26 protein-coding genes and 5 pseudogenes are annotated in these 22,742 nt (G+C 46.5%); 29 read left to right on the top strand and 2 right to left on the bottom strand.

The window, feature by feature from the left end; genetic code table 11:
• From rplN to JCM16496_RS17145, 21 genes and pseudogenes are all read left to right on the top strand, one after another.
• Entirely contained in the window at window positions 1-366 is a 366-nt protein-coding gene (gene rplN / locus JCM16496_RS17240) for a 50S ribosomal protein L14 (RefSeq protein ID WP_005825700.1), read from the top strand.
• Between the two features lie 20 nt (window positions 367-386).
• The gene (gene rplX, locus JCM16496_RS17235) at window positions 387-719 is read left to right on the top strand and encodes a 50S ribosomal protein L24 (RefSeq protein ID WP_025835819.1); all 333 of its coding nucleotides are present in this window, start codon (window positions 387-389) and stop codon (window positions 717-719) included.
• Entirely contained in the window at window positions 719-1,276 is a 558-nt protein-coding gene (gene rplE, locus JCM16496_RS17230) for a 50S ribosomal protein L5 (protein WP_005825698.1), read from the top strand. The genes rplX and rplE overlap by 1 nt, the downstream gene beginning before the upstream one ends.
• Before the next feature lie 4 nt (window positions 1,277-1,280).
• Complete coding sequence (rpsN, locus tag JCM16496_RS17225) at window positions 1,281-1,580, top strand: 30S ribosomal protein S14 (RefSeq protein WP_005825697.1); 300 nt, start codon at window positions 1,281-1,283, stop codon at window positions 1,578-1,580.
• A gap of 55 nt (window positions 1,581-1,635) precedes the next feature.
• Window positions 1,636-2,031 carry a 30S ribosomal protein S8 gene (gene rpsH / locus JCM16496_RS17220; protein ID WP_004291226.1) on the top strand — a complete coding sequence of 132 codons (396 nt, stop codon included), beginning with the start codon at window positions 1,636-1,638 and terminating at the stop codon, window positions 2,029-2,031.
• 15 nt (window positions 2,032-2,046) lie between these two features.
• Window positions 2,047-2,616 carry a 50S ribosomal protein L6 gene (gene rplF, locus JCM16496_RS17215; RefSeq protein WP_025835817.1) on the top strand — a complete coding sequence of 190 codons (570 nt, stop codon included), beginning with the start codon at window positions 2,047-2,049 and terminating at the stop codon, window positions 2,614-2,616.
• Window positions 2,617-2,636: 20 nt separating this feature from the next.
• Window positions 2,637-2,981, top strand: coding sequence for a 50S ribosomal protein L18 (rplR, locus tag JCM16496_RS17210; protein WP_005656518.1), 345 nt, complete (start codon window positions 2,637-2,639; stop codon window positions 2,979-2,981).
• A gap of 5 nt (window positions 2,982-2,986) precedes the next feature.
• Window positions 2,987-3,505, top strand: a complete 519-nt coding sequence (gene rpsE, locus JCM16496_RS17205; protein ID WP_005825693.1) for a 30S ribosomal protein S5 — start codon at window positions 2,987-2,989, stop codon at window positions 3,503-3,505.
• 11 nt (window positions 3,506-3,516) lie between these two features.
• On the top strand, window positions 3,517-3,693 hold the full coding sequence (gene rpmD, locus JCM16496_RS17200; protein WP_004291222.1) for a 50S ribosomal protein L30: 177 nt from the start codon (window positions 3,517-3,519) through the stop codon (window positions 3,691-3,693).
• 30 nt (window positions 3,694-3,723) lie between these two features.
• Window positions 3,724-4,170: a 50S ribosomal protein L15 gene (gene rplO, locus JCM16496_RS17195; protein WP_025835814.1), complete on the top strand. Its 447-nt coding sequence runs from the start codon at window positions 3,724-3,726 to the stop codon at window positions 4,168-4,170.
• 4 nt (window positions 4,171-4,174) lie between these two features.
• The gene (gene secY, locus JCM16496_RS17190; protein WP_025835812.1) at window positions 4,175-5,518 is read left to right on the top strand and encodes a preprotein translocase subunit SecY; all 1,344 of its coding nucleotides are present in this window, start codon (window positions 4,175-4,177) and stop codon (window positions 5,516-5,518) included.
• A gap of 13 nt (window positions 5,519-5,531) precedes the next feature.
• Window positions 5,532-6,332, top strand: coding sequence for a type I methionyl aminopeptidase (gene map, locus JCM16496_RS17185; protein ID WP_025835809.1), 801 nt, complete (start codon window positions 5,532-5,534; stop codon window positions 6,330-6,332).
• Window positions 6,333-6,341: 9 nt separating this feature from the next.
• On the top strand, window positions 6,342-6,560 hold the full coding sequence (gene infA / locus JCM16496_RS17180) for a translation initiation factor IF-1 (RefSeq protein WP_002558052.1): 219 nt from the start codon (window positions 6,342-6,344) through the stop codon (window positions 6,558-6,560).
• 9 nt (window positions 6,561-6,569) lie between these two features.
• Entirely contained in the window at window positions 6,570-6,686 is a 117-nt protein-coding gene (gene ykgO / locus JCM16496_RS22190) for a type B 50S ribosomal protein L36 (RefSeq protein WP_002558051.1), read from the top strand.
• Between the two features lie 34 nt (window positions 6,687-6,720).
• A pseudogene (gene rpsM, locus JCM16496_RS17175) lies at window positions 6,721-7,099 on the top strand (30S ribosomal protein S13).
• Between the two features lie 9 nt (window positions 7,100-7,108).
• Complete coding sequence (gene rpsK / locus JCM16496_RS17170; RefSeq protein ID WP_128809695.1) at window positions 7,109-7,501, top strand: 30S ribosomal protein S11; 393 nt, start codon at window positions 7,109-7,111, stop codon at window positions 7,499-7,501.
• A gap of 117 nt (window positions 7,502-7,618) precedes the next feature.
• Entirely contained in the window at window positions 7,619-8,224 is a 606-nt protein-coding gene (gene rpsD, locus JCM16496_RS17165) for a 30S ribosomal protein S4 (protein ID WP_005825685.1), read from the top strand.
• A gap of 11 nt (window positions 8,225-8,235) precedes the next feature.
• Window positions 8,236-9,228 (top strand): DNA-directed RNA polymerase subunit alpha, encoded by a 993-nt coding sequence (locus tag JCM16496_RS17160; protein ID WP_005825683.1) that lies wholly within the window; start codon window positions 8,236-8,238, stop codon window positions 9,226-9,228.
• 3 nt (window positions 9,229-9,231) lie between these two features.
• Window positions 9,232-9,735: a 50S ribosomal protein L17 gene (rplQ, locus tag JCM16496_RS17155; protein ID WP_025835803.1), complete on the top strand. Its 504-nt coding sequence runs from the start codon at window positions 9,232-9,234 to the stop codon at window positions 9,733-9,735.
• A 142-nt stretch (window positions 9,736-9,877) separates the two neighbouring features.
• Entirely contained in the window at window positions 9,878-10,291 is a 414-nt protein-coding gene (locus JCM16496_RS17150; protein WP_025835801.1) for a DUF8440 family protein, read from the top strand.
• Between the two features lie 110 nt (window positions 10,292-10,401).
• Window positions 10,402-10,941, top strand: coding sequence for a DUF8460 domain-containing protein (locus JCM16496_RS17145; protein ID WP_025835799.1), 540 nt, complete (start codon window positions 10,402-10,404; stop codon window positions 10,939-10,941).
• A 24-nt stretch (window positions 10,942-10,965) separates the two neighbouring features.
• Here JCM16496_RS17145 and JCM16496_RS17140 read toward each other — a convergent pair.
• A pseudogene (locus tag JCM16496_RS17140) lies at window positions 10,966-12,880 on the bottom strand (MutS family DNA mismatch repair protein).
• Window positions 12,881-13,090: 210 nt separating this feature from the next.
• Between JCM16496_RS17140 and JCM16496_RS22745 the strand changes: the two are divergent.
• The 3 genes from JCM16496_RS22745 (at window position 13,091) to JCM16496_RS17125 (ending at window position 14,701) form a co-directional block, all read left to right on the top strand.
• Window positions 13,091-13,249, top strand: a complete 159-nt coding sequence (locus JCM16496_RS22745) for a hypothetical protein (RefSeq protein WP_159102472.1) — start codon at window positions 13,091-13,093, stop codon at window positions 13,247-13,249.
• A gap of 321 nt (window positions 13,250-13,570) precedes the next feature.
• The gene (locus JCM16496_RS17130; protein WP_025835798.1) at window positions 13,571-14,215 is read left to right on the top strand and encodes a DUF6563 family protein; all 645 of its coding nucleotides are present in this window, start codon (window positions 13,571-13,573) and stop codon (window positions 14,213-14,215) included.
• 33 nt (window positions 14,216-14,248) lie between these two features.
• Window positions 14,249-14,701 (top strand): DUF6078 family protein, encoded by a 453-nt coding sequence (locus JCM16496_RS17125; protein WP_025835796.1) that lies wholly within the window; start codon window positions 14,249-14,251, stop codon window positions 14,699-14,701.
• 238 nt (window positions 14,702-14,939) lie between these two features.
• On the opposite strand, the gene JCM16496_RS17120 is transcribed toward JCM16496_RS17125, so the two are convergent.
• Entirely contained in the window at window positions 14,940-15,698 is a 759-nt protein-coding gene (locus JCM16496_RS17120) for a DUF4143 domain-containing protein (RefSeq protein ID WP_244440470.1), read from the bottom strand.
• 428 nt (window positions 15,699-16,126) lie between these two features.
• Here JCM16496_RS17120 and hutU point away from each other — a divergent pair.
• From hutU to hutH, 5 genes and pseudogenes are all read left to right on the top strand, one after another.
• Window positions 16,127-18,106, top strand: a pseudogene (hutU, locus tag JCM16496_RS17115) (urocanate hydratase).
• A 108-nt stretch (window positions 18,107-18,214) separates the two neighbouring features.
• Window positions 18,215-19,104 (top strand): annotated as a pseudogene (ftcD, locus tag JCM16496_RS17110) (glutamate formimidoyltransferase).
• A gap of 137 nt (window positions 19,105-19,241) precedes the next feature.
• Complete coding sequence (gene hutI, locus JCM16496_RS17105) at window positions 19,242-20,495, top strand: imidazolonepropionase (RefSeq protein WP_025835792.1); 1,254 nt, start codon at window positions 19,242-19,244, stop codon at window positions 20,493-20,495.
• 62 nt (window positions 20,496-20,557) lie between these two features.
• On the top strand, window positions 20,558-21,187 hold the full coding sequence (locus JCM16496_RS17100; protein WP_025835790.1) for a cyclodeaminase/cyclohydrolase family protein: 630 nt from the start codon (window positions 20,558-20,560) through the stop codon (window positions 21,185-21,187).
• Window positions 21,184-22,676, top strand: a pseudogene (gene hutH, locus JCM16496_RS22185) (histidine ammonia-lyase). The gene JCM16496_RS17100 and the pseudogene hutH overlap by 4 nt, the downstream one beginning before the upstream one ends.
• Window positions 22,677-22,742 lie beyond the last annotated feature (66 nt).

Raw genomic sequence — 22,742 nt, 5'->3', positions numbered from 1 at the left:
ATGATACAAGTAGAATCCAGACTTACAGTATGTGATAATAGTGGGGCAAAAGAGGCTCTCTGTATCCGCGTTTTGGGTGGTACAGGTCGTCGCTATGCTTCAGTAGGGGACGTGATTGTCGTTTCTGTTAAGAGCGTTATCCCTTCAAGTGATATTAAAAAAGGTGCAGTGTCTAAAGCTTTGATCGTACGTACTAAGAAAGAAATCCGTCGTGCTGATGGCTCTTACATACGTTTTGATGATAATGCTTGCGTGTTGTTGAACAATGCAGGTGAAATTAGAGGTAGTCGTATTTTCGGTCCGGTAGCTCGTGAACTTCGTGCTACTAACATGAAAGTTGTGTCACTCGCTCCTGAAGTACTTTAATATTGTAAAAGATTTGAGTAATGAGTAAATTACATATTAAAAAAGGCGATACAGTAATCGTGAATTGCGGTGAGGACAAAGGCAAACAAGGTCGCGTACTCAAGGTTCTTGTTGACAAGAACCGCGCAATTGTAGAAGGTATCAACATGGTGTCAAAGAGTACCAAGCCTAATGCAAAGAACCCTCAGGGGGGTATCGTGAAGCAAGAAGCTTCTATCCATTTGTCTAACTTGAACCCCGTGGATCCTAAGACGGGCAAAGCTACGCGTATCGGTCGTAAAGTGACTGTCAATGAGAACGGTAAGAAGACTATCGTACGTGTTTCTAAAAAATCAGGAGAGGAGATTAAGTAATGAGTAATACTGCTAGCCTTAAGAAAGAATATGCAGAGCGTATTGCGCCTGCATTGAAATCACAGTTCCAGTATTCTTCTTCAATGCAGATACCCGTACTTAAGAAGATTGTTATCAATCAAGGTCTGGGTATGGCTGTTGCCGACAAGAAGATTATTGAAGTGGCAATTAATGAAATGACTACTATCACTGGCCAGAAAGCCGTGGCAACCATTTCTCGTAAGGATATTGCAAACTTTAAGTTGCGTAAGAAAATGCCGATTGGCGTTATGGTAACTCTGCGTCGTGAGAGAATGTACGAATTCCTTGAAAAGCTGGTTCGTGTAGCTCTGCCTCGTATTCGCGACTTCAAGGGTATTGAAAGTAAGTTCGATGGTAAGGGTAACTATACCCTTGGTATTCAGGAACAAATCATTTTCCCTGAAATTAATATCGATAGTATTACCAGAATTCTCGGAATGAATATTACCTTTGTAACCTCTGCGCAAACAGATGAGGAAGGGTATGCCTTGTTGAAAGAATTTGGTTTACCGTTTAAAAACGCTAAAAAAGATTGATAATATGGCAAAGGAATCAATGAAGGCACGTGAAGTAAAGCGTGCTAAATTAGTAGCCAGATATGCCGAGAAAAGAGCTGCGTTGAAGCAAATCGTTAGAACCGGTGATCCTGCTGAAGCTTTTGAAGCTGCACAGAAATTGCAGGACCTGCCTAAGAATTCTAACCCGATTCGTATGCACAACCGTTGCAAGCTGACTGGTCGTCCCAAAGGATATATCCGTCAGTTTGGTATCTCCAGAATCCAGTTCCGTGAGATGGCTTCCAACGGTCTTATTCCCGGTGTAAAGAAAGCAAGCTGGTAATTTTGTTTTTTAAATATTGTCAGGGTAGGCCTGATTAATTTAATTTATTTTTTATATGACTGATCCAATAGCAGATTATTTGACGAGGTTGCGGAACGCTATTCAAGCGAAGCACAGAGTTGTGGAAGTTCCGGCTTCAAATTTGAAAAAAGAAATCACTAAGATTCTTTTTGAAAAGGGCTACATTCTTAATTATAAGTTTGTAGAAGATGGTCCTCAAGGTACAATCAAGGTTGCCTTGAAGTATGATCCGGTAAACAAGGTTAACGCTATCAAGAAGCTGGAGAGAATCTCTTCTCCGGGTTTGCGTCAATATACCGGTTATAAAGACATGCCGCGTGTTATTAATGGTTTGGGTATTGCTATAATATCTACTTCCAAGGGTGTAATGACCAACAAAGAAGCCGCTGAACTGAAAATTGGTGGTGAAGTTTTGTGTTATGTATATTAATAGGAGGAATTAGCAATGTCAAGAATAGGAAAATTACCCATTAGTATTCCCGCTGGAGTAACAGTTACTCTGAAAGATGACGTGGTTACCGTTAAGGGACCCAAAGGCGAAATGAGCCAATATGTAAATCCTGCTATCAATGTTACCATCGAAGACGGTCATGTTGTTTTGGCTGAGAATGAAAATGCAATGCTGGATAATCCCAAGCAAAAGCATGCATTCCATGGATTATACCGTTCATTGGTACACAACATGGTTGTTGGTGTATCAGAGGGATATAAGAAAGAATTGGAACTTGTCGGTGTAGGTTACCGTGCCTCTAATCAAGGTAATATCATTGAACTGAACTTGGGTTACACACATAGTATCTTTATTCAGTTGCCTGCTGAGATTAAAGTAGAAACCAAATCTGAAAGAAACAAGAATCCGCTTATCATATTGGAATCTTGCGATAAGCAGTTGCTTGGTCTAGTTTGTGCTAAAATACGTTCTTTCCGTAAGCCTGAACCGTATAAGGGTAAAGGTATTAAGTTTGTTGGCGAAGAAATTCGTAGAAAGTCTGGTAAATCAGCCGGTGCTAAATAATCATTTAAATTGATATTATTATGACAACAAAAATAGAAAGACGAATTAAGATCAAATATAGAGTACGCAACAAAATTTCAGGTACTACTGAATGCCCGCGTATGAGTGTATTTAGAAGTAACAAGCAAATCTATGTTCAGATTATCGACGACTTGTCCGGTAAGACATTGGCTGCCGCTTCTTCTTTGGGTATGACTGAAAAGATGCCTAAGAAGGAACAAGCTGCTAAAGTAGGTGAACTGATTGCGAAAAAAGCTCAGGAAGCAGGTATTACTACTGTTGTTTTCGACCGTAATGGTTACTTGTATCATGGGAGAGTAAAAGAGGTGGCTGATGCTGCCCGTAACGGTGGACTTAAATTTTAATCATTATGGCAGGACTTAATAATAGAGTTAAGATTACAAACGATATAGAGCTGAAAGACAGATTGGTTGCTATTAATCGTGTAACCAAAGTAACCAAAGGTGGTAGAACTTTTAGTTTCTCTGCTATTGTGGTAGTAGGAAACGAAGAAGGCATCATCGGTTGGGGCCTTGGTAAAGCTGGTGAAGTAACCGCTGCTATTGCCAAAGGTGTTGAATCTGCAAAGAAGAACCTGACAAGAGTGCCTGTGCTGAAAGGTACAGTTCCTCACGAACAGTCTGCAAAGTTCGGTGGCGCTGAAGTATTTATCAAACCGGCTTCTCACGGTACCGGTGTTGTTGCTGGCGGTGCAATGCGTGCCGTATTGGAAAGTGTTGGTGTAACAGACGTTTTGGCTAAGTCAAAAGGTTCTTCCAACCCGCACAACTTGGTAAAGGCTACTATCTTGGCATTGAGTGAAATGCGCGATGCCCGTATGGTTGCCCAGAACAGAGGAGTTAGTATGGAAAAAGTATTTAGAGGATAAGGAGGAAGAATATGTCGACTATAAAGATTAAACAAGTTAAAAGTAGAATTGGTGCTCCTGCTGATCAGAAGAGAACTCTCGATGCACTGGGACTTCATAAGTTGAATCGTGTGGTTGAACACGAATGCACTCCTTCAATTCTTGGAATGGTGGATAAGGTTAAACACTTGGTTACCATTGTTAAGTAATTATTTGTTGAATATAAAACGAATTACAATATGAACTTAAGTAATTTAAAACCTGCAGAGGGATCTACTAAAACAAGAAAGAGAATTGGACGTGGTCCGGGTTCTGGCTTGGGAGGTACTTCTACTAGAGGTCATAAAGGAGCTAAATCAAGATCTGGATACTCTAAGAAAATCGGTTTTGAAGGTGGTCAGATGCCTCTTCAACGTCGTCTTCCTAAGTTTGGCTTTAAAAATATCAATCGTGTAGAGTATAAGGCTATCAACTTGGATACAATTCAGAAATTGGCTGAAGCAAAGAACTTGCAGACTGTAGGTATCAGTGACTTCATTGCTGCTGGTTTCATTTCTGCAAGCCAGTTGGTAAAAGTATTAGGTAACGGAACTTTGACTGCTAAGTTGGATGTACAAGCACATGCATTTTCTAAGACTGCTGTTGCTGCCATCGAAGCTGCTGGTGGACAAGTAGTAAAACTCTAATTCAATGAGAAAAGCTATTGAAACATTAAAGAATATATGGAAAATTGAGGATCTGAGACAACGGATCCTCATTACCATATTGTTTGTGGCAATCTACCGTTTTGGTTCGTATGTAGTTTTGCCGGGTATCAATCCGTCAATGCTGACACAATTGCATCAACAGACAAGCGAAGGTCTTTTAGCCTTGTTAAACATGTTTTCCGGAGGAGCATTTTCCAATGCCTCTATTTTTGCATTGGGTATCATGCCGTACATCTCTGCCTCCATTGTGATTCAGTTGCTGGGTATTGCGGTTCCGTATTTCCAGAAATTGCAGCGCGAAGGTGAGAGTGGTAGAAGAAAAATGAATCAATATACTCGTTATCTGACGATTCTTATTCTTTTGGTTCAGGCTCCTTCTTATTTGCTCAATCTTAAGATGCAGGCTGGTCCTTCTTTAAATGCTTCATTAGATTGGTTCTGGTTTATGTTTACTTCTACCATCATTTTGGCGGCTGGAAGTATGTTTATTTTGTGGCTTGGTGAGAGAATTACGGATAAGGGTATCGGTAATGGTATTTCGCTGATTATCATGATTGGTATCATCGCCCGTCTGCCGCAGTCCTTATTCCAGGAATTGATTTCCCGTATGACGGACAAGACTGGTGGTCTGGTAATGTTCCTGATTGAGCTTGTTGTTCTGCTGGTTGTTATTGCATTCGCTATTCTTTTGGTGCAGGGAACCAGAAAGATTCCTGTTCAATATGCGAAGAAGATCGTGGGTAACAAGCAATATGGCGGTGCTAGACAGTATATTCCTTTGAAAGTGAATGCTGCTAACGTGATGCCTATCATTTTTGCTCAGGCTATCATGTTTATTCCTATCACTCTTGTTGGGTTCTCGAATGTAAATGATGCAAGCGGTTTCGTACGTGCATTGACTGATCATACAAGCTTTTGGTATAATTTGATTTTTGCAGTGTTGATTATATTGTTTACGTATTTCTATACTGCAATTACTATTAACCCGACTCAGATGGCTGAAGATATGAAGAGAAACAATGGTTTTATTCCGGGTATCAAGCCAGGAAAGCAAACTGCTGAGTATATTGACGTGATTATGTCACGTATTACTTTGCCTGGTTCTTTCTTCTTGGCCTTGGTTGCCATTATGCCTGCGTTTGCCGGTATATTCGGTGTGAAAGCTGAGTTTGCTCAATTCTTTGGCGGTACATCTTTGTTAATCCTTGTAGGTGTGGTGCTTGATACTCTCCAGCAGGTAGAAAGTCATTTGTTGATGAGACACTATGACGGTTTGCTGAAATCCGGACGTATTAAAGGCCGCAGTGGTAATGTAGCTGCATATTAATCTTTTTTGAAGAATGATATTTCTTAAAACAGAAGATGAAATAGAGCTGCTCCGCAAGAGTAATTTGCTTGTTGGAAAGACGTTGGCTGAGATAGCTAAGGTTATAAAGCCGGGTGTGACAACAAAAGAGCTGGATAGGGTGGCGGAAGAGTTCATCAGAGACAATGGTGCTGTTCCAACCTTTAAAGGTTTTCCTAATCAATATGGCGATCCGTTTCCAGCTTCTATTTGCACCTCTGTAAATGACCAGGTGGTACATGGTATTCCGGGAGATGATGTGGAGCTGAAAGATGGTGATATCGTGTCTGTTGATTGTGGTACTTACATGAATGGCTTTTGTGGCGACTCAGCTTATACGTTTTGTGTAGGTGAAGTTGACGAAGAGGTCCGCAAATTACTGAAGGTTACTAAAGAAGCATTGTACATAGGGATACAGAATGCCGTTCACGGCAAGCGGTTGGGTGATATCGGTTATGCGATACAGCAACACTGCGAATCTAATTCTTACGGTGTGGTGCGTGAGTTTGTGGGTCACGGAATAGGCAAGGAAATGCATGAAGATCCTCAGGTTCCCAATTACGGAAAGCGTGGTTATGGGACAATGCTGAAGAAAGGCTTGTGCATTGCCATTGAACCGATGATAACTTTAGGTAACCGACAAATACTCATGGAGCGTGATGGCTGGACGGTGAGGACAAAAGACCGCAAGTGTGCAGCTCATTTTGAACATACGATAGCAGTCGGCGCTGGTGAAGCTGATATATTGTCATCATTCGAGTTCATTGAAGAAGTATTAGGAGATAAAGCAATTTAAGAAATTAATATGGCAAAGCAATCTGCAATAGAACAAGATGGAGTTATAGTTGAAGCATTGTCTAATGCGATGTTTCGTGTTGAATTAGAAAACGGACATGAGATTACTGCACATATTTCCGGTAAGATGCGGATGCATTACATCAAAATCCTGCCAGGGGATAAAGTAAGAGTCGAAATGTCTCCTTACGATTTATCGAAAGGAAGAATTGTATTTAGATATAAATAAAATTAAGATATGAAAGTAAGAGCATCCTTAAAGAAACGTACGCCAGAGTGTAAGATCGTTAGACGTAATGGCCGTTTGTATGTTATTAACAAGAAAAATCCTAAGTATAAACAACGTCAAGGATAATATTATTATTTTTGCAAAAAAAATAATTTAGTATATGGCTATAAGAATAGTTGGTGTCGATTTGCCTCAAAACAAGAGAGGTGAAGTTGCGTTGACCTATGTATATGGTATAGGTCGTAGTAGTTCAGCAAAAATTTTGGATAAAGCAGGTGTTGACAGAGACCTGAAAGTAAAAGACTGGACGGATGATCAGGCTGCCAAGATTCGTGAGATCATTGGTGCAGAGTATAAGGTTGAAGGTGATCTTCGTTCTGAAGTTCAATTGAACATTAAGCGTTTAATGGATATCGGTTGCTATCGTGGTGTTCGTCATCGTATTGGTCTTCCAGTAAGAGGTCAGAGCACAAAGAACAATGCCCGTACTCGTAAGTAGAAAGAAAACCGTTGCTAATAAGAAAAAAGCTACTAAATAATAATTGTTGATATGGACAAAAAAAACAGTTGCAGCAAAAAAGAGAAATGTGAAGGTTGATGCTAATGGACAGTTGCATGTTCATTCATCTTTTAACAACATTATTGTTTCTCTGGCAAACAGCGAAGGTCAGATCATTTCTTGGTCTTCTGCCGGAAAGATGGGTTTTAGAGGTTCAAAGAAGAACACTCCCTACGCAGCACAGATGGCTGCTCAAGATTGTGCTAAGATAGCATACGATCTTGGCTTGAGAAAGGTAAAAGCATATGTGAAGGGCCCGGGTAACGGACGTGAGTCTGCTATCAGAACTATCCACGGTGCAGGTATCGAGGTTACTGAAATCATTGACGTAACTCCGCTTCCGCACAACGGTTGTCGTCCTCCGAAAAGACGTAGAGTTTAAAATTTACCTTTAATAGAAGTGAGACTTGATTTTGTTATTGGATTGTAAACTTTCTCTCTGCAATCGCGGCTGCAACAAACCCAAGTTCATGAATAAACAATTAAATATTTAAAAGAAATGGCTAGATATACTGGACCAAAATCAAGAATAGCCCGTAAATTCGGTGAAGGTATCTTTGGAGCAGATAAAGTATTGTCAAAGAAGAACTATCCTCCCGGACAGCACGGTAATTCCAGAAAGAGAAAGACTTCTGAATACGGTGTTCAACTTCGTGAGAAACAGAAAGCCAAATATACTTATGGCGTTTTGGAAAAACAATTCCGCAACTTGTTTGAGAAGGCTGAGACTGCTAAAGGTATTACAGGTGAAATCCTTCTCCAATTGTTGGAAGGTCGCCTTGACAATATCGTATTCCGTTTGGGTATTGCTCCTACTCGCGCAGCTGCTCGTCAGTTGGTGAGCCACAAGCACATTACTGTAGACGGTGAGGTTGTGAATATTCCTTCTTATGCAGTAAAACCGGGTCAGGTGATCGGTGTTCGTGAAAGATCCAAATCATTGGAAGTTATCGCTAACTCACTGGCTGGCTTTAACCATAGCAAATATCCTTGGTTGGAATGGGATGATAACTCTAAGGTAGGCAAATTGCTGCATGTACCTGAAAGAGCAGACATTCCTGAAAACATTAAAGAGCATTTGATCGTAGAATTGTATTCTAAATAATAATTAATTTCATGGCGATATTAGCATTTCAAAAACCTGATAAAGTATTAATGTTGGAAGCGGACTCTAGATTCGGAAAATTCGAATTTCGTCCGTTGGAGCCCGGTTTCGGTATTACCGTGGGTAATGCACTGCGCCGCATCCTGCTTTCTTCATTGGAAGGTTTTGCTATCACTACTATCAAGATAGACGGTGTTGAGCATGAATTTTCCAGTGTTCCGGGAGCAAAAGAGGATGTTACTAACATTATCTTGAATCTGAAACAAGTGAGATTCAAGCAAGTAGTTGAAGAATTCGAGAGTGAGAAAGTAAGTATTACAGTCGAGAATTCAAGTGAATTTAAAGCAGGTGACATAGGTAAGTATTTGACTGGATTTGAAGTGTTAAATCCTGAATTAGTTATTTGTCATTTAGATTCAAAGTCGACTATGCAGATAGATATTACGATCAACAAAGGTCGTGGTTATGTTCCTGCTGACGAAAACCGCGAATATTGCACCGATGTGAACGTAATTCCTATCGATTCTATTTATACTCCGATACGTAATGTGAAGTATCAGGTAGAGAACTTCCGTGTAGAGCAGAAGACTGACTACGAGAAACTGGTACTTGAGATTACTACCGATGGTTCCATTCATCCGAAAGAAGCCCTGAAAGAAGCTGCAAAGATTCTGATTTATCACTTCATGCTCTTCTCTGACGAGAAGATTACGCTGGAAACAAATGATGTTGACGGCAATGAAGAGTTTGATGAAGAAGTATTGCACATGCGTCAGTTGCTGAAGACCAAGCTCGTTGATATGGATCTCTCTGTACGTGCCCTCAACTGTCTGAAGGCTGCAGATGTAGAGACTCTTGGTGACTTGGTACAATTCAACAAGACGGATTTGCTGAAATTCAGAAACTTCGGAAAGAAATCGCTTACCGAGCTTGATGATTTGCTGGAAAGTCTGAATCTGTCGTTTGGAACTGATATTTCTAAATATAAATTAGATAAAGAATAAAAAATGAGACATAATAAGAAATTCAACCATTTGGGTCGTACTGCCTCTCATAGAAACGCTATGTTGGCTAATATGGCGTGTTCTTTGATTAAGCACAAAAGAATCACTACGACCGTTGCAAAGGCTAAAGCTTTGAAGAAGTTTGTTGAGCCTTTGATTACAAAGGCTAAAGACGATACGACTAATTCCCGTCGTGTTGTATTTAGCAATTTGCAAGACAAGTATGCTGTAACTGAACTGTTTAAAGAAATCTCTGTGAAGATTGCTGATCGTCCGGGTGGTTACACTCGTATTATCAAGACTGGTAACCGTTTGGGTGACAACGCTGAAATGTGCTTCATTGAACTCGTTGACTACAATGAAAACATGGCTAAGGAAAAGGTTGCCAAGAAGGCTACCCGTACCCGCCGTTCAAAGAAAGCTGCTGCTACTGAAGCTGCCCCTGCTGCAGAAACTGCTGCACCGGTTGCCGAAACTGCTGCTGCTGAGGAAGCTAAAGCTGAATAATTCAACTATTCTTTTTATATATAGAAGCCGTTCCAATTTGTTTGGAGCGGCTTTTTGTGTTCCTATAAATCATCCAAGAAACATTAAAAGATGTGTGCATTAAACAAATTCCAGAAAGAAACTGTTATATTTGTACATAGATATGGCTAAATTCTTAAGATTCATAGGATTCATGGTGCTTGCATTGGCTTTATGGCAGACTGCAAGCGATGCATTTGCAAATAAAGCGGCAAGTGGCGGGAATGTTGTGAGCGAGAATACTATTGCCGTACATGAGCAGACTGATGCCTATATTGCGATGCCTCAATTGCCTTATCTACCGGATGCAGAGCTGGCGGGCATGGGCGGACAATTACATTCGCTGACGTACTCCCGTATACAGCGTATTTCTACCACGGAATATATATTTTCTTTAAAGGACTGGATTGACAAACTGGCCCAGCGAGCGGCTGTTTTGTCTCTGCATCGTGAGAAACTCTATGATTCTACTGCCTGTTATCGTTGTCAGCCGGTGTGCGAATATTACATTTTCACACTAAGGCGTATTCTCATTTAGTGTTTTAATGAATCTCTCTTTTTTCCCTTGTGCATGGTCAGACTATGTGTTTTTGCAGGGGAATACTGTATTTTCTATTTCTAATAAATTCATTAAAACATATTATAATTATGGCAACTCAAACTATTGACGCAACTCTTTTTGCGTCTTCACATCCCGATATTGTAAAGCGTACCAGTGTTTCAGGACTTATCTTTTCAGTAGCTATGTTGCTGGCCGGTGTTTTTGTTTTTGCATCCATTTTTGAGATGAGTGATAAATCTTCCACTCTCAGCATGGCTTTGATGGTGCTGGGTACGGCATTCGTCTTGCTTGGCGTGTTCCGTCTGTTTTGGAAATCGAAGGAAGTGGTCTATTTGCCGACGGGCAGTGTGACCAAGGAACGCAGTGTTTTCTTTGATTTGAAATATTTGGGCAAACTTACAGATATGATTGAGAATGAACAGCTGAATGGCGAGACTGAAGTAAAAAGTAGCGGCAGTGGAAATGTGCGCATGGATGTCATGATTTCGCAGGACAATAAATTTGCGGCTGTACAGTTGTATCAGTTTGTGCCTTACACGTATACTCCGGTAACTTCCATACGCTACTTTACGGGTAGCGATGCGGTTGCAGTGTCTACTTTCCTGGAGAAATGTAAAACAGCATAATCAGTCGGGGAGCCGGACTTGACTTTAACTGAGGTGGGGATTAGTCGGCAACGGCAATCCCCATTTTTTCATCAGGAAGCAGGCGTTCATATTCTGGGCGATACCTGGGCGCAAGCGGTAGGAGAAGGTCAGTTCATTGTCTGTAATGTCTGCTTCGAAGCGATAGTTGCGGATGTCATCGGGGAAGAGGTCGATGAGTGTTCCCAGCAGCAGGTCGTGGGTGGCAATGATGCCATTGGCCTGCAAAGTCATGAATTGCTTGATAAGGGCAAAGGAGCCTTTCTGCTTGTCCATGGAGTTGGTACCTTTCAGAATTTCGTCGAGGATGATGAAAAGCTCCTCACCGGCCTGCAGCTTGTCTATGATGAGTTTCAGACGTTTGAGTTCGGCAAAGAAGTAGGACTCGTTATCATTCAGTGAATCCGAGGTGCGCAGGCTGGTGATGAGCCGGGCGGGGGTGATTTCCATCTGGCGGGCACAGACGGGGGCGCCGATGCAGGCAAGGAGGTAATTGATGCCCACCGTGCGCAGATAGGTGCTTTTCCCTGCCATGTTGGCGCCGGTAATGATGATGAAAGACGGTCGTTTCGCCATGTCGATGTCATTGCGCACACAGCGGTCACGGTTCATCAGCGGATGGCCCAGGGCTTCGGCACGGAGACGGAAGGAGGAAGAGGCGTTACCGGTTTCAGCTTTTGTAAAATCTGTTTCTGTCCCTGTTTCTTCTTCTTTAGTCAGATTTCCTTTCCCCTTTCTTTCCGCTTGAACTATTTTGGGGTAGATATAGTCCGGATGATTGTAGGCGAATGTTGCCAGAGAGTTGAGCGCGTCCATTTGTCCGATGGCATCGAGCCATCCGGGCAGTTCGGCGGCATATTGCTCTTTCCAGGCTTCAATGCGCATGATTTGGCGCAGCTCCCAGAAGAAGAGACCGTTCAGAATGACGTACATAAAGACATTGTTGCGTTGGTCGAGTTCATTCATGAGCTTGTTCAGTCTGCTGATGGAGTGGGAGCTTTCCGTTTTTCTCCGCCAATTTGTTGTTTAATCTCCTTGAGCAGGGTGGCTTGTGCAGGCTGCTTTTCCATGAGGTGGAGCAGGGCGGCGTAGGTGGAGAGGATTTGCAGTTTTTTGCCATAGATGGCCTGCATCCTGGTGACTTTGCCGGTGAAGCCGAAGCCGGCGATGACGAAGCAGGTCCAGATGATGCCGTAGATACTTGCGGGCAGGATTCCTGCCATGACGAGTGCGAGGCAGATGAGGTTGGTTCCCGTCACCAGTACCGGCAGGAGGCGCAGTAGTTTCCGGCTCCGGAAGATGCTCGGACTTTCCGCCCATTGGCACAGTTCTGTTTCATCGGCGGCTTTTCCTTTGTACAGCAGGCCGAGGATGCGGAAGCGCTGACGGAATTTCAGTTCCGGAGCCAGTTCGCTGACGGCTTCCTGGCGGCGGATGATTTCTTCCTTTCTTTCGAGATGTTTCCCCAACCAGTGGGCGAGGCGGTGTTTCCCGGGCTGTGTGCAGGTACGGTTGATGTACTGGAAAAGGGAATGCGGACCGAAAACATCCAAATCATAGGTGTAGAGATGGGTGGGGTCTATGTATGCTTCGCCGTCATCGAAAGAAGACGTATCGTAATCCAGAGCGGCGAGTTCCTGCCCGTTGATTTCCATCTTCTTTTCCAGATAGTCCTTGCGATGGAACAGCTGGTTGTGGTATTTCATCAGAAACAGGAACGGCAGCAGGGTGATGAGGCAATGCCGGCCAGCGTGCCCCAGCTCTCGCTCCGGAAATAGATAATACCTGCTACTCCTGCCACGAACAGCAGCAGGCGCAGGCTGCCGATGCGGTAAATCTTCTGTTGCACTTTGTTCAGTTCTCGTCTTGCCTCTTCTGCCGTGTTGCGGTAGACGGCGCTGATTTTATCTATCGTATCCATAGGTTCCATATATGTTAAGTTTGGGGCAAAGATAAAGATTTCCAATAGTTTTCTTTATCTTTGCCCCACGAAGTTAAAAAAGAAAGGAGATAGACAATGGAGGATACGATGAATCTGAATGCAGAGCTTTTCCGTCAGTTGAGCTATATTGCCGGTAATGAGGGGGCGATGAAGAAGGCGGTGAGGTATCTTAAGAAACTGGCTGTATAGATGAAAGAGACTGCGGCTACGGAAGAAGAGGAAGAATATAGACCACGGACAAAGGCCGAAGTATTGGCAGACTTTGACCAGGCTTGCAAGGAACTGAAGTTGAATCTGGAAGGAAAGTTGGAACTTAAATCCTTGGAGGAGGCATTGGATGAGTTGTAGGATAAGTGTTACCGACGGCTTTCTGAAAGAATTGAAACGTTTGTCTAAACGTTACAGGTCATTGAAAACCGATGTCGCAGATTTGGGTAAAAGCCTTCGTGAAAATCCCCTGCAAGGAGTCACTTAGGGCACGGTTTGCTTTAGTAAATCTGTCTGAAAGAATAGAGACGGGCTGTATTGGGAATTATCTCCCGATGCAGCCCGTTCGTTATATAATCCATGCCCTCCTTTATCTTTTTCCCACGATTTATTGTCTACTTCCGATAAAAAATGTACCTTTCGCTCACTAAAACAAAGTTTCAGAAAAGAGGAGGTTGGGATATGAAGAAGAGTTGGTTGTCAGGCGCTCTGATGTTGCTGCTGGTTTTGCCGGCGGCGGCGCAGCAGGTAATGTATTCCAATCTGAAAGAGTTGGTGGAGAACCGTGGCGATACGGTTACCACACTGAAGATTGAGAAGCGTACAAAGAACCAGATTTACCTCATGGGCGGTGCCGATTATCGTATTACGGTAGACGACAATCCAGGTCTTTGTCGTTATCTGAAGTCCCGTTGTTATGCTGTACGGGTAGATACCTCGCTTTATGTCAATTGCCGTAAGATGCGCTATAAGCGCTATCGCTTCGGGCAGTGGTATGCACCAGCCATGTGGCTCAGTGGAAAGGTTTACTTCTGTGCACAGCCCGTGGGACAAGCAGCCACCAGTACCATGACTCCCGATGATGCCACACGATTGGGCGGTGAAGTGGGAGATGCCATCAATGCTTCGGGACTGGTGCATGCCCGTGTCTATTACGAACTGAATCCCGAAACCGGAAAGTCCGAGTTCGTGGGACGTGAGCGAATGATGCAGCTGCTTGACGGATACCCGACACTGCACGCCGAATTCGAGAAAGAAACAAGCGAGTCGGCAGAGGTCATCGGCAAGTACCTGCGCTCCCTCCGCTCCCTAATCGCTAATCATTAATCTCTAATCGCTAATCATTAATCCCTTAATAAGATGATATTATTGCAAGACGTGCCCGATGGGTACGAATACTGCTTTGCGGGCAGCGGAAAGTGCCCCAAAGCCTCTTCCTGCCTGCGGGCGATAGCGGCACAACTGTTGTCCGAGAGTGAAGCCCCCCAACCACAGTCTGTTCGTGCGGTGAATCCTTTTTATGTCAACCGCCTGCCCGGTGCTTCCGCTTGCGAACGCTACCGTTCCAACGAACCTCTGCACTACGCCCGCGGCATGACACACCTTTTCGACGAAGTACCCGCCAAGCTGCTTCCCACCGTACGCCATCGCGTGATGGGATGCTTCTCTTGCGAACGCTATTACTATCATTGCCGCAAGGGCGAGCGCCCCATCTCTCCCGAAGAACAGCAGCGGATAGCCCGGGTATTCAAGGCGGTAGGCATAGGCACCAAGCCTAAGTTCGACCACTACGAGTACGCCTTGGCTTGGTGACCTGCCATTAAAGCCGCTGCACACCCGTTGTCAAGTTACTGCATACCCGTTGCAAAGTTACTGCACGCTCACTGCAGCGTCACTGCACGCTTTTTGCAGCGTTACTGCAACCCTTTTGCAGTCGCGCTGCAAAGCAGTTGCAGTGGCGCTGCAATAGGCTTTGCAGTCTCACTGCAACGAGCTTGCAGTGGCACTGCAAAAAGCATGCACTTACTTTGCAGTGGGAAGTCGCTGGATGTCATTTCTTTACGTTGCAAGTGCGAAGCTCCTCCTTTTCCAGCAATGTCTTGGTCCAGTCGGCAAGGAAGAGGGGGATGTTCAGCAACTTGTCATCCCGGCGCAGGTTGGACATGGAATAGCGGACGGCAAAGGCCGGGTCGAATTGCTTGCAATAGATTCCTAAGCTTTTGCCGTTCAAGCTTGTTCCTGCTTTCACCTCCACGGGTAGGAGATGAAGTCCGTACTGTAGCAGGAAATCGACTTCTGCCGTTCCCGCCGAGGCCCAGTAACGGGGTGTTACGTCAAACTGGTTGACGAGAGCTTGCAGCACCGTGTTTTCGGTCGTTGCGCCTTTGAATTCGCGGTAGAGCGGATTGTCCGTCCACAACGCTTCGGCAGGCAGTTGTGCCAATGCCCGGAGCAGTCCCACGTCGCACAAATATATCTTGAAAGCCGACAAGTCATCGTAGGCACTGAGGGGCAGGCCGGGGTTCGATGAGCAGAAGATGCGGTATATCAGTCCGGCGTGTTGCAGCCACAGCAGGCCGTCTTCGTACTCGCGGGCACGCGCCCCGTTCTTCACCAATTTATACAGGAACTTGCGGTTCTCCCTTGCCAATTGCGAGGGGATGGATTGCCAGATGGCAGTGATGCGTGGGATGTCCTTGCCCGGGGCGTGTTTGGCAAAGTCCAGCGCGTATGCCGATAAGATGGCTTTTTGTATGGATTCTACCGCTTCCGTTCCTTTTTTTCCGATGAGTTTTGTGCAAATATACACATTTCTCCAATGAGTTTTGTGCAGTCTTGCACATTTTCCTAAGGAGATTTCCTCCAAACAAGTCAGACGGAAAGACTTATGCAAGCTTTGCATGGGTGTCTTTCATGTCTTTCCTCCCCCTCCATCCTGTCCGAAAACTTATATCTGCAATTAGAACCCGTTTAAATTTTCCTTTTAAAATCCGTTGTCGGAATAAAATGATGTGTAAAAAACGACAAACAGAACAAAATGAAGCCTGTGCATACCTCCAAGGTGGTGAAAGTGTTGTAGCAAACAGCGAGTGTACTGGGCAAGTCATCTTGGTTAGTTTCTGACTAAAAGCTAAATAATCCCGGCATTCCATTGCGAATATCGGGATTTATTTCTATATTGCGGCAAATATAGCCCTTATGGACTGACACTTTGTAAATCCTTAATCTTTATATGTCATGGAGATAACCTTAAGTAAAACATTGCCTTCCTATCCTTCCTTTGTCGAGGGTATCCGGCGGGCACCCGACCGTGGCTACACCCTTACCCCTGCGCAGACGGCTACGGCATTGAAGAACGCTTTGCGCTACATCCCCACGGAGCTGCACGAAACCCTTGCTCCGGAGTTCATGGAAGAGCTGCGTACGCGCGGACGTATCTACGGCTACCGCTACCGCCCGCAGGCGACCTCAAAGCGAAACCCATCGACGAATACAAGGGGAACTGCATTGAAGGCAAGGCATTCCAGGTGATGATTGACAATAATCTTTGTTTCGACATCGCCCTTTATCCGTATGAATTAGTTACCTATGGTGAGACGGGACAGGTCTGCCAGAACTGGATGCAATACCGGCTCATCAAGCAGTACCTCGAAGTGTTGACGCGCGAACAGACACTGGTCATCGAAAGCGGGCATCCGTTGGGACTGTTCAAGTCCAAGCCCGAGGCACCCCGTGTCATCATTACCAATGCGCTGATGGTGGGGCTCTATGATAATCAGAAGGACTGGCACACTGCCATGCAGATGGGCGTTGCCAACTACGGCCAGATGACTGCCGGCGGCTGGATGTACATCGGTCCGCAGGGCATCGTGCACGGCACGTTCAACACGTTGCTGAATGCAGGCCGTTTGAAGCTGGGCATTCCGCAGGACGGCGATTTGCGCGGACGCTTGTTTGTTTCTTCCGGTCTGGGAGGCATGAGCGGTGCGCAGCCCAAAGCTGCCGAGATGGCAGGGGCGGCGGCAATCATTGCGAGGTGGATGCTTCACGCATCGAAACCCGCCACAGTCAGGGCTGGGTGGGACACGTGACGGATTCTCTGGAAGAAGCCTTCTCGCTGGCTCAAAAAGCGATGGATGAGTGCCGCCCGGTTTCTGTGGCCTATCACGGCAATGTCGTCGATCTGCTGGAATATGCGGTGCAGAAGCAGTTGCACATAGATTTACTTTCCGACCAGACTTCCTGCCATGCCACCTATGAGGGCGGTTACTGTCCCGCCGGACTGACGTTTGAGCAGCGCACCCGCATGCTGCACGAGAATCCGTCGGAGTTCCGGTGCCTGGTGGATGCTTCCTTGGAGCGTCATTTCAAGGCTATAAAAAGGCTGGTGGAACACGGCACGTACTTCTTCGATTATGGGAACTCCTTCATGAAAGCCGTCTACGATGCCGGTGTGGGCGAAATTGCTCGGGACGGAGACGATAAGAACGGCTTCATCTTCCCCAGCTATGTGGAAGACATTATGGGACCGGAACTGTTTGATTATGGTTATGGCCCCTTCCGCTGGGTGTGCCTCAGTGGGAAACATGAAGATTTGGTGAAGACCGACCGTGCGGCGATGGAATGTATCGACCCTACACGTCGCGGGCAAGATTTGGATAACTATAATTGGATTCGTGATGCGGAGAAGAACAATCTGGTAGTCGGTACGCAGGCTCGTATCCTTTATCAGGATGCCGTGGGACGTATGAATATAGCTTTGCGCTTCAATGAAATGGTGCGTAAGGGAGAGGTCGGCCCCATTATGTTGGGACGCGACCATCACGATGTCAGCGGTACAGATTCCCCCTTCCGCGAAACCTCCAATATCAAGGACGGCAGTAATGTCATGGCAGATATGGCGGTGCAGTGCTTTGCCGGAAACTGTGCGCGTGGCATGAGCCTGGTGGCTTGCACAATGGCGGCGGCGTAGGTATCGGAAAAGCCATCAACGGCGGTTTCGGCATGGTGTGCGACGGTAGTGAGCGGGTAGACGAAATCCTGCGTTCCGCTATGTTGTGGGATGTGATGGGTGGTGTGGCCCGCCGTTCGTGGGCACGCAATCCGCATGCCATGGAGACGAGCGAGGAGTTTAACCGCACGCATGCAGACGGCTATCATATCACGATGCCGTATGTGGCGGATGAGGAGTTGATGCAGAAAGTGATGAAGGAGTAAAGTGATGATTTCATTTTTCATTTGCGTCATCTGTGTTAAGTAAATTTCATCATCTACTTATCTGTGTCTGAAAAATCAGAGTATATATATTTTTTTTAAAAGAGCATTATGAATAAGATCATGGAATGCGTCCCCAATTTCAGTGAAGGACGCGACTTACAGAAAATAGATCAGATTATCTCTCCATTTCGTGGAAAACAAGGTGTGAAACTGTTGGATTACAGTAACGATGAAGACCATAACCGCCTTGTGGTGACCGTAGTGGGCGAGCCGGAACCGCTTCGTGATGCTGTGCTCGAAGCTATTGGCGTGGCGGTAGACTGATAGACCTCAATCACCATCAGGGACAGCATCCTCGTATGGGTGCTGTAGATGTAGTACCTTTTATCCCCATCCGGAATGTAACGATGGAAGAAGCCGTTGCCCTCTCCAAAGAAGTGGGCAAGGAGGTTGCAAAACGTTACAATCTTCCCGTCTTCTTATATGAAAAGTCTGCTTCTGCTCCTCATCGGGAGAATCTGGCTGCTGTCCGTAAAGGGGAGTTCGAAGGTATGGCCGAGAAGATAAAGCAACCGGAATGGCATCCCGACTTCGGACCGGCCGAACGTCATCCCACAGCAGGCACAGTGGCCGTCGGTGCCCGCATGCCTTTGGTGGCCTATAACATCAACCTCAATACCCCCAGTCTGGAGATAGCCCATGACATTGCCAAGAAAATCCGTTTCATCGGCGGTGGACTGCGTTATTGCAAGGCAATGGGAGTGGAGTTGAAAGACCGTGGTATCACGCAGGTGTCTATCAACATGACGGACTATACCCGTACCGCCCTCTACCGTGCCTTCGAGCTGGTGCGTGTGGAAGCCCGCCGCTACGGTGTCAGCATTGTGGGCAGTGAGATTATCGGCCTGGTGCCGATGGAGGCCTTGATAGATACAGCGTCCTACTATCTGGGATTGGAGAACTTCTCCATGGAGCAAGTACTGGAAGCGAGAATGTAAGCCTCTCCCCCGACCCCTCCCCGTAGAGGGGTGGCTGATGCATTCAGTGGGATGGAGGCTCGAACTATAGAAATAAATAGAACAATAATAGTAACTTAATTCCCTCCCTACGGGGGAGGGGTTAGAGGAGAGGCTTTATGACAGAAAACCTTATAATATTCAACGCCCGTGTAGTGACCCCCCTCGGCTTTTCCGCCCGTCGCGGCAGCGAGATGGAGCAACTGAGCATCATCGACAATGCTACGGTGGAAGTGACCGATGGCATCATCACCTACGTCGGACCCGGCCGTGGAGAGGAGCGTGACGGCTATTATCAACGCTACTGGCATTACAATGCCCGCGGCAAGTGTCTGCTACCCGGCTTTGTGGACTCACACACACATTTTGTGTTTGGTGGCGAGCGTGCCGAGGAGTTCTCCTGGCGCTTGAAGGGAGAGAGTTACATGTCCATCATGGAACGTGGAGGAGGCATCGTGAGTACGGTGAAAGCTACCCGTGCATGCAATTTCATCCAGCTGCGCAGCAAGGCAGAGGGCTTTCTGAAGCAGATGAGTGCTATGGGAGTGACTACCGTAGAGGGAAAGAGCGGCTACGGTCTGGACAAGGAAACCGAGCTCCTGCAGCTTCGGGTGATGCGTAGCCTTAATAATGACGAGCACAAGCGTGTAGACGTTGTCTCCACTTTTCTCGGTGCACATGCTGTGCCTGCAGAGTACAACGGACGGACGGACGAATACGTGGACTACATTATCCGCGAAGTGATGCCCGTAGTGGTTCATAATAATTTGGCAGAGTTCTGCGATGTCTTCTGTGAGCAGGGTGTTTTCTCCATCGGGCAGTCCCGTCGCCTTTTGCTGGCAGCCAAGGAAGTGGGACTTGCCTTGAAACTCCATGCCGACGAGATTGTACCATTAGGGGGTGCCGGACTGGCTGCCGAACTTTCTGCCGTCTCTGCCGACCATCTGCTGCATGCTTCGGATGCGGACATCCGCGCCATGGCCGACAAAGGAGTTGTGGCGACCCTTCTTCCGCTGACAGCCTTTGCTTTGAAGGAACCATACGCTCGTGGACGCGAAATGATTGATGCCGGTTGTGCCGTGGCCCTTGCCACCGACCTCAATCCGGGCAGTTGTTTCTCCGGCTCCATCCCCCTGACATTTGCCTTGGCGTGCATTTATATGAAAATGAGTATTGAAGAGGCCATCACCGCCCTGACCTTGAATGGTGCCGCCGCCTTGAACCGCGCGGATAGCATCGGCAGCATCGAAGTAGGAAAGAAAGGAGACTTCGTAGTGCTCAATACGGATAATTATCACTTTCTACCTTATTATATAGGTATGAATTGTGTCAATACCACCATAAAGGGGGGAGTGCTTTATCCGGTACTTTAAGAAGTGCTGATATCCCCTCTTAATCCTTAATCTTTAATATTTAATCCTTAATATTTATTACCATGTTAGTTGATTTGACAGTAAAGGAATTTTTGAATAAAGTGGCGGGTAGCGATCCCGTCCCCGGTGGCGGCAGTATTGCCGCTTTGAACGGTGCCGTTGCTTCGGCGCTTGCCGCTATGGTTGCCAACCTCACCATCGGCAAGAAAGGTTATGAACTTCACGAAGAGCTGATGCGCCATATCTCCGGAGTTGCCTTGCAGCAGAAGGGGGCTTTTGTAGCAGATATAGACCGCGACTCTGAAGCCTACGACAAGGTGTTTGCCTGCTTCAAGATGCCGAAAGCTACGGATGAGGAAAAGGCGGCGCGCAGTGCTGCCATCCAGGAGGCCACCAAGTTTGCCGCCCTTGTTCCCATGCAGGTGGCACGCAATGCGTATGAGCTGATGGCGGTCATCATGGATGTAGCCCGCCTGGGCAATCGCAATGCCGTTACGGATGCTTGTGTAGCCATGATGTCTGCCCGTTCGGCTGTGCTGGGTGCACTGATGAATGTACGCATCAACCTGGGTTCGCTGAAGGACAAGGAGTTTGTGTCCAGGCTCCAGAGTGAAGCCGATGAGTTGGAACACTTGGCTTGTGCGAAAGAAAAGGAATTGTTGGACGAAATCAATCAAGAGCTGAAAGTATGAACAATGTCTATTACGTAGGTTCCGGTGAGCTGACCTTCGACCTCATCGAACGCATCATCAATGAAAACCTGAAACTGGAGCTGGCTCCGGAAGCCAAGCTGCGGATACAGAAGTGCCGCGATTATCTGGACAAGAAGATTGCGGAGTCGGAAGAACCCTTGTATGGCATTACCACCGGTTTCGGCTCGTTGTGCAGTAAGAGCATTTCGTCGGACGAGCTGGGCACCTTGCAGGAAAATCTCATCAAGAGCCATGCTTGCAGTGTGGGCGAGGAGATACGCCCGGTCATCATCAAACTGATGATGTTGCTCAAGGCGCATGCCCTCTCTTTGGGGCATAGCGGTGTGCAGGTCATCACCGTGCAGCGCATCCTCGACTTTTTCAATAACGACGTGATGCCTATCGTTTATGACCGTGGCTCACTGGCGCCTCCGGCGACCTGGCTCCCCTGGCCAACCTCTTCCTGCCGCTTATCGGTGTGGGCGATGTCTATTATAAAGGAAAGAAGCGCGAGGCTATCAGTGTGCTCGACGAGTTCGGTTGGGAACCGGTGAAGCTGATGAGTAAAGAGGGACTGGCATTACTCAACGGCACCCAGTTTATGAGTGCCAACGGTGTCTTTGCCCTTCTCAAAGCCTTCCGTCTCTCCAAGAAAGCCGACTTGATTGCCGCCCTTTCCCTGGAAGCTTTCGACGGCGTATAGACCCGTTTATGGACTGTATCCAGCAGATTCGTCCACACAAGGGACAGATAGAAACGGGTGCCAACTTCCGCAAACTATTGGAAGGCAGCGAGCTGATAGCCCGTCCCAAGCAGCATGTACAAGACCCTTATTCGTTCCGTTGCATCCCTCAGGTGCATGGGGCCACGAAGGACGCCATCCGTTACGTGGCTTCCGTCCTGCTGACGGAAATCAATTCCGTGACGGACAACCCCACCATCTTCCCCGATGAGGACCGCATCATCTCGGGCGGTAACTTCCACGGCCAGCCGCTTGCCATTTCCTACGACTTTCTCGGCATCGCTGGCAGAGTTGGGCAATATATCCGAGCGGCGCATCGCCCAGCTTATCATGGGGCTGCGCGGACTTCCGGAATTCCTTGTGGCCAATCCCGGCTTGAACTCCGGTTTCATGATTCCGCAATACGCCGCCGCGTCCATGGTGAGCCAGAACAAGATGTTCTGCTATGCCGCCAGCAGCGACTCCATCGTTTCCTCCAACGGGCAGGAAGACCACGTCAGCATGGGTGCCAATGCAGCCACCAAGCTTTATCGCATTATGGACAATCTGGAGCATGTCCTTGCCATCGAGCTGATGAATGCCGCTCAGGGCATCGACTTCCGACGTCCGGCAAAGACTTCCCCTATGTTGGAGCGCTTCTTGCACGAATACCGCAAAGAGGTTCCTTTTGTGAAGGAGGACATCGTGATGTATAAGGAAATACACAAGACGGTCGCTTTCCTCAACCGGACAAAGTTTGACTATTGACAACCGGTCTATGCAGAATAGTTTATAATCCTACCGGAAGCATAATAAATATTAATCCCTAAAGTC

The organism is Bacteroides rodentium JCM 16496 (assembly GCF_000614125.1).
Classification (GTDB): Bacteria; Bacteroidota; Bacteroidia; order Bacteroidales; family Bacteroidaceae; genus Bacteroides; species Bacteroides rodentium.
Note: the sequence above shows the minus strand (reverse complement) of the source record. Positions and strands in the feature narration are given on the sequence as shown.

Bases quoted from the DNA above. Each gene is read 5' to 3' on its own strand.
- rplN (WP_005825700.1), top strand. From the start codon at position 1: ATGATACAAGTAGAATCCAGACTTACAGTATGTGATAATAGTGGGGCA.
- rplX (WP_025835819.1), top strand. From the start codon at position 387: ATGAGTAAATTACATATTAAAAAAGGCGATACAGTAATCGTGAATTGC.
- rplE (WP_005825698.1), top strand. From the start codon at position 719: ATGAGTAATACTGCTAGCCTTAAGAAAGAATATGCAGAGCGTATTGCG.
- rpsN (WP_005825697.1), top strand. From the start codon at position 1,281: ATGGCAAAGGAATCAATGAAGGCACGTGAAGTAAAGCGTGCTAAATTA.
- rpsH (WP_004291226.1), top strand. From the start codon at position 1,636: ATGACTGATCCAATAGCAGATTATTTGACGAGGTTGCGGAACGCTATT.
- rplF (WP_025835817.1), top strand. From the start codon at position 2,047: ATGTCAAGAATAGGAAAATTACCCATTAGTATTCCCGCTGGAGTAACA.
- rplR (WP_005656518.1), top strand. From the start codon at position 2,637: ATGACAACAAAAATAGAAAGACGAATTAAGATCAAATATAGAGTACGC.
- rpsE (WP_005825693.1), top strand. From the start codon at position 2,987: ATGGCAGGACTTAATAATAGAGTTAAGATTACAAACGATATAGAGCTG.
- rpmD (WP_004291222.1), top strand. From the start codon at position 3,517: ATGTCGACTATAAAGATTAAACAAGTTAAAAGTAGAATTGGTGCTCCT.
- rplO (WP_025835814.1), top strand. From the start codon at position 3,724: ATGAACTTAAGTAATTTAAAACCTGCAGAGGGATCTACTAAAACAAGA.
- secY (WP_025835812.1), top strand. From the start codon at position 4,175: ATGAGAAAAGCTATTGAAACATTAAAGAATATATGGAAAATTGAGGAT.
- map (WP_025835809.1), top strand. From the start codon at position 5,532: ATGATATTTCTTAAAACAGAAGATGAAATAGAGCTGCTCCGCAAGAGT.
- infA (WP_002558052.1), top strand. From the start codon at position 6,342: ATGGCAAAGCAATCTGCAATAGAACAAGATGGAGTTATAGTTGAAGCA.
- ykgO (WP_002558051.1), top strand. From the start codon at position 6,570: ATGAAAGTAAGAGCATCCTTAAAGAAACGTACGCCAGAGTGTAAGATC.
- rpsD (WP_005825685.1), top strand. From the start codon at position 7,619: ATGGCTAGATATACTGGACCAAAATCAAGAATAGCCCGTAAATTCGGT.
- JCM16496_RS17160 (WP_005825683.1), top strand. From the start codon at position 8,236: ATGGCGATATTAGCATTTCAAAAACCTGATAAAGTATTAATGTTGGAA.
- rplQ (WP_025835803.1), top strand. From the start codon at position 9,232: ATGAGACATAATAAGAAATTCAACCATTTGGGTCGTACTGCCTCTCAT.
- JCM16496_RS17150 (WP_025835801.1), top strand. From the start codon at position 9,878: ATGGCTAAATTCTTAAGATTCATAGGATTCATGGTGCTTGCATTGGCT.
- JCM16496_RS17145 (WP_025835799.1), top strand. From the start codon at position 10,402: ATGGCAACTCAAACTATTGACGCAACTCTTTTTGCGTCTTCACATCCC.
- JCM16496_RS22745 (WP_159102472.1), top strand. From the start codon at position 13,091: ATGAAAGAGACTGCGGCTACGGAAGAAGAGGAAGAATATAGACCACGG.
- JCM16496_RS17130 (WP_025835798.1), top strand. From the start codon at position 13,571: ATGAAGAAGAGTTGGTTGTCAGGCGCTCTGATGTTGCTGCTGGTTTTG.
- JCM16496_RS17125 (WP_025835796.1), top strand. From the start codon at position 14,249: ATGATATTATTGCAAGACGTGCCCGATGGGTACGAATACTGCTTTGCG.
- hutI (WP_025835792.1), top strand. From the start codon at position 19,242: ATGACAGAAAACCTTATAATATTCAACGCCCGTGTAGTGACCCCCCTC.
- JCM16496_RS17100 (WP_025835790.1), top strand. From the start codon at position 20,558: ATGTTAGTTGATTTGACAGTAAAGGAATTTTTGAATAAAGTGGCGGGT.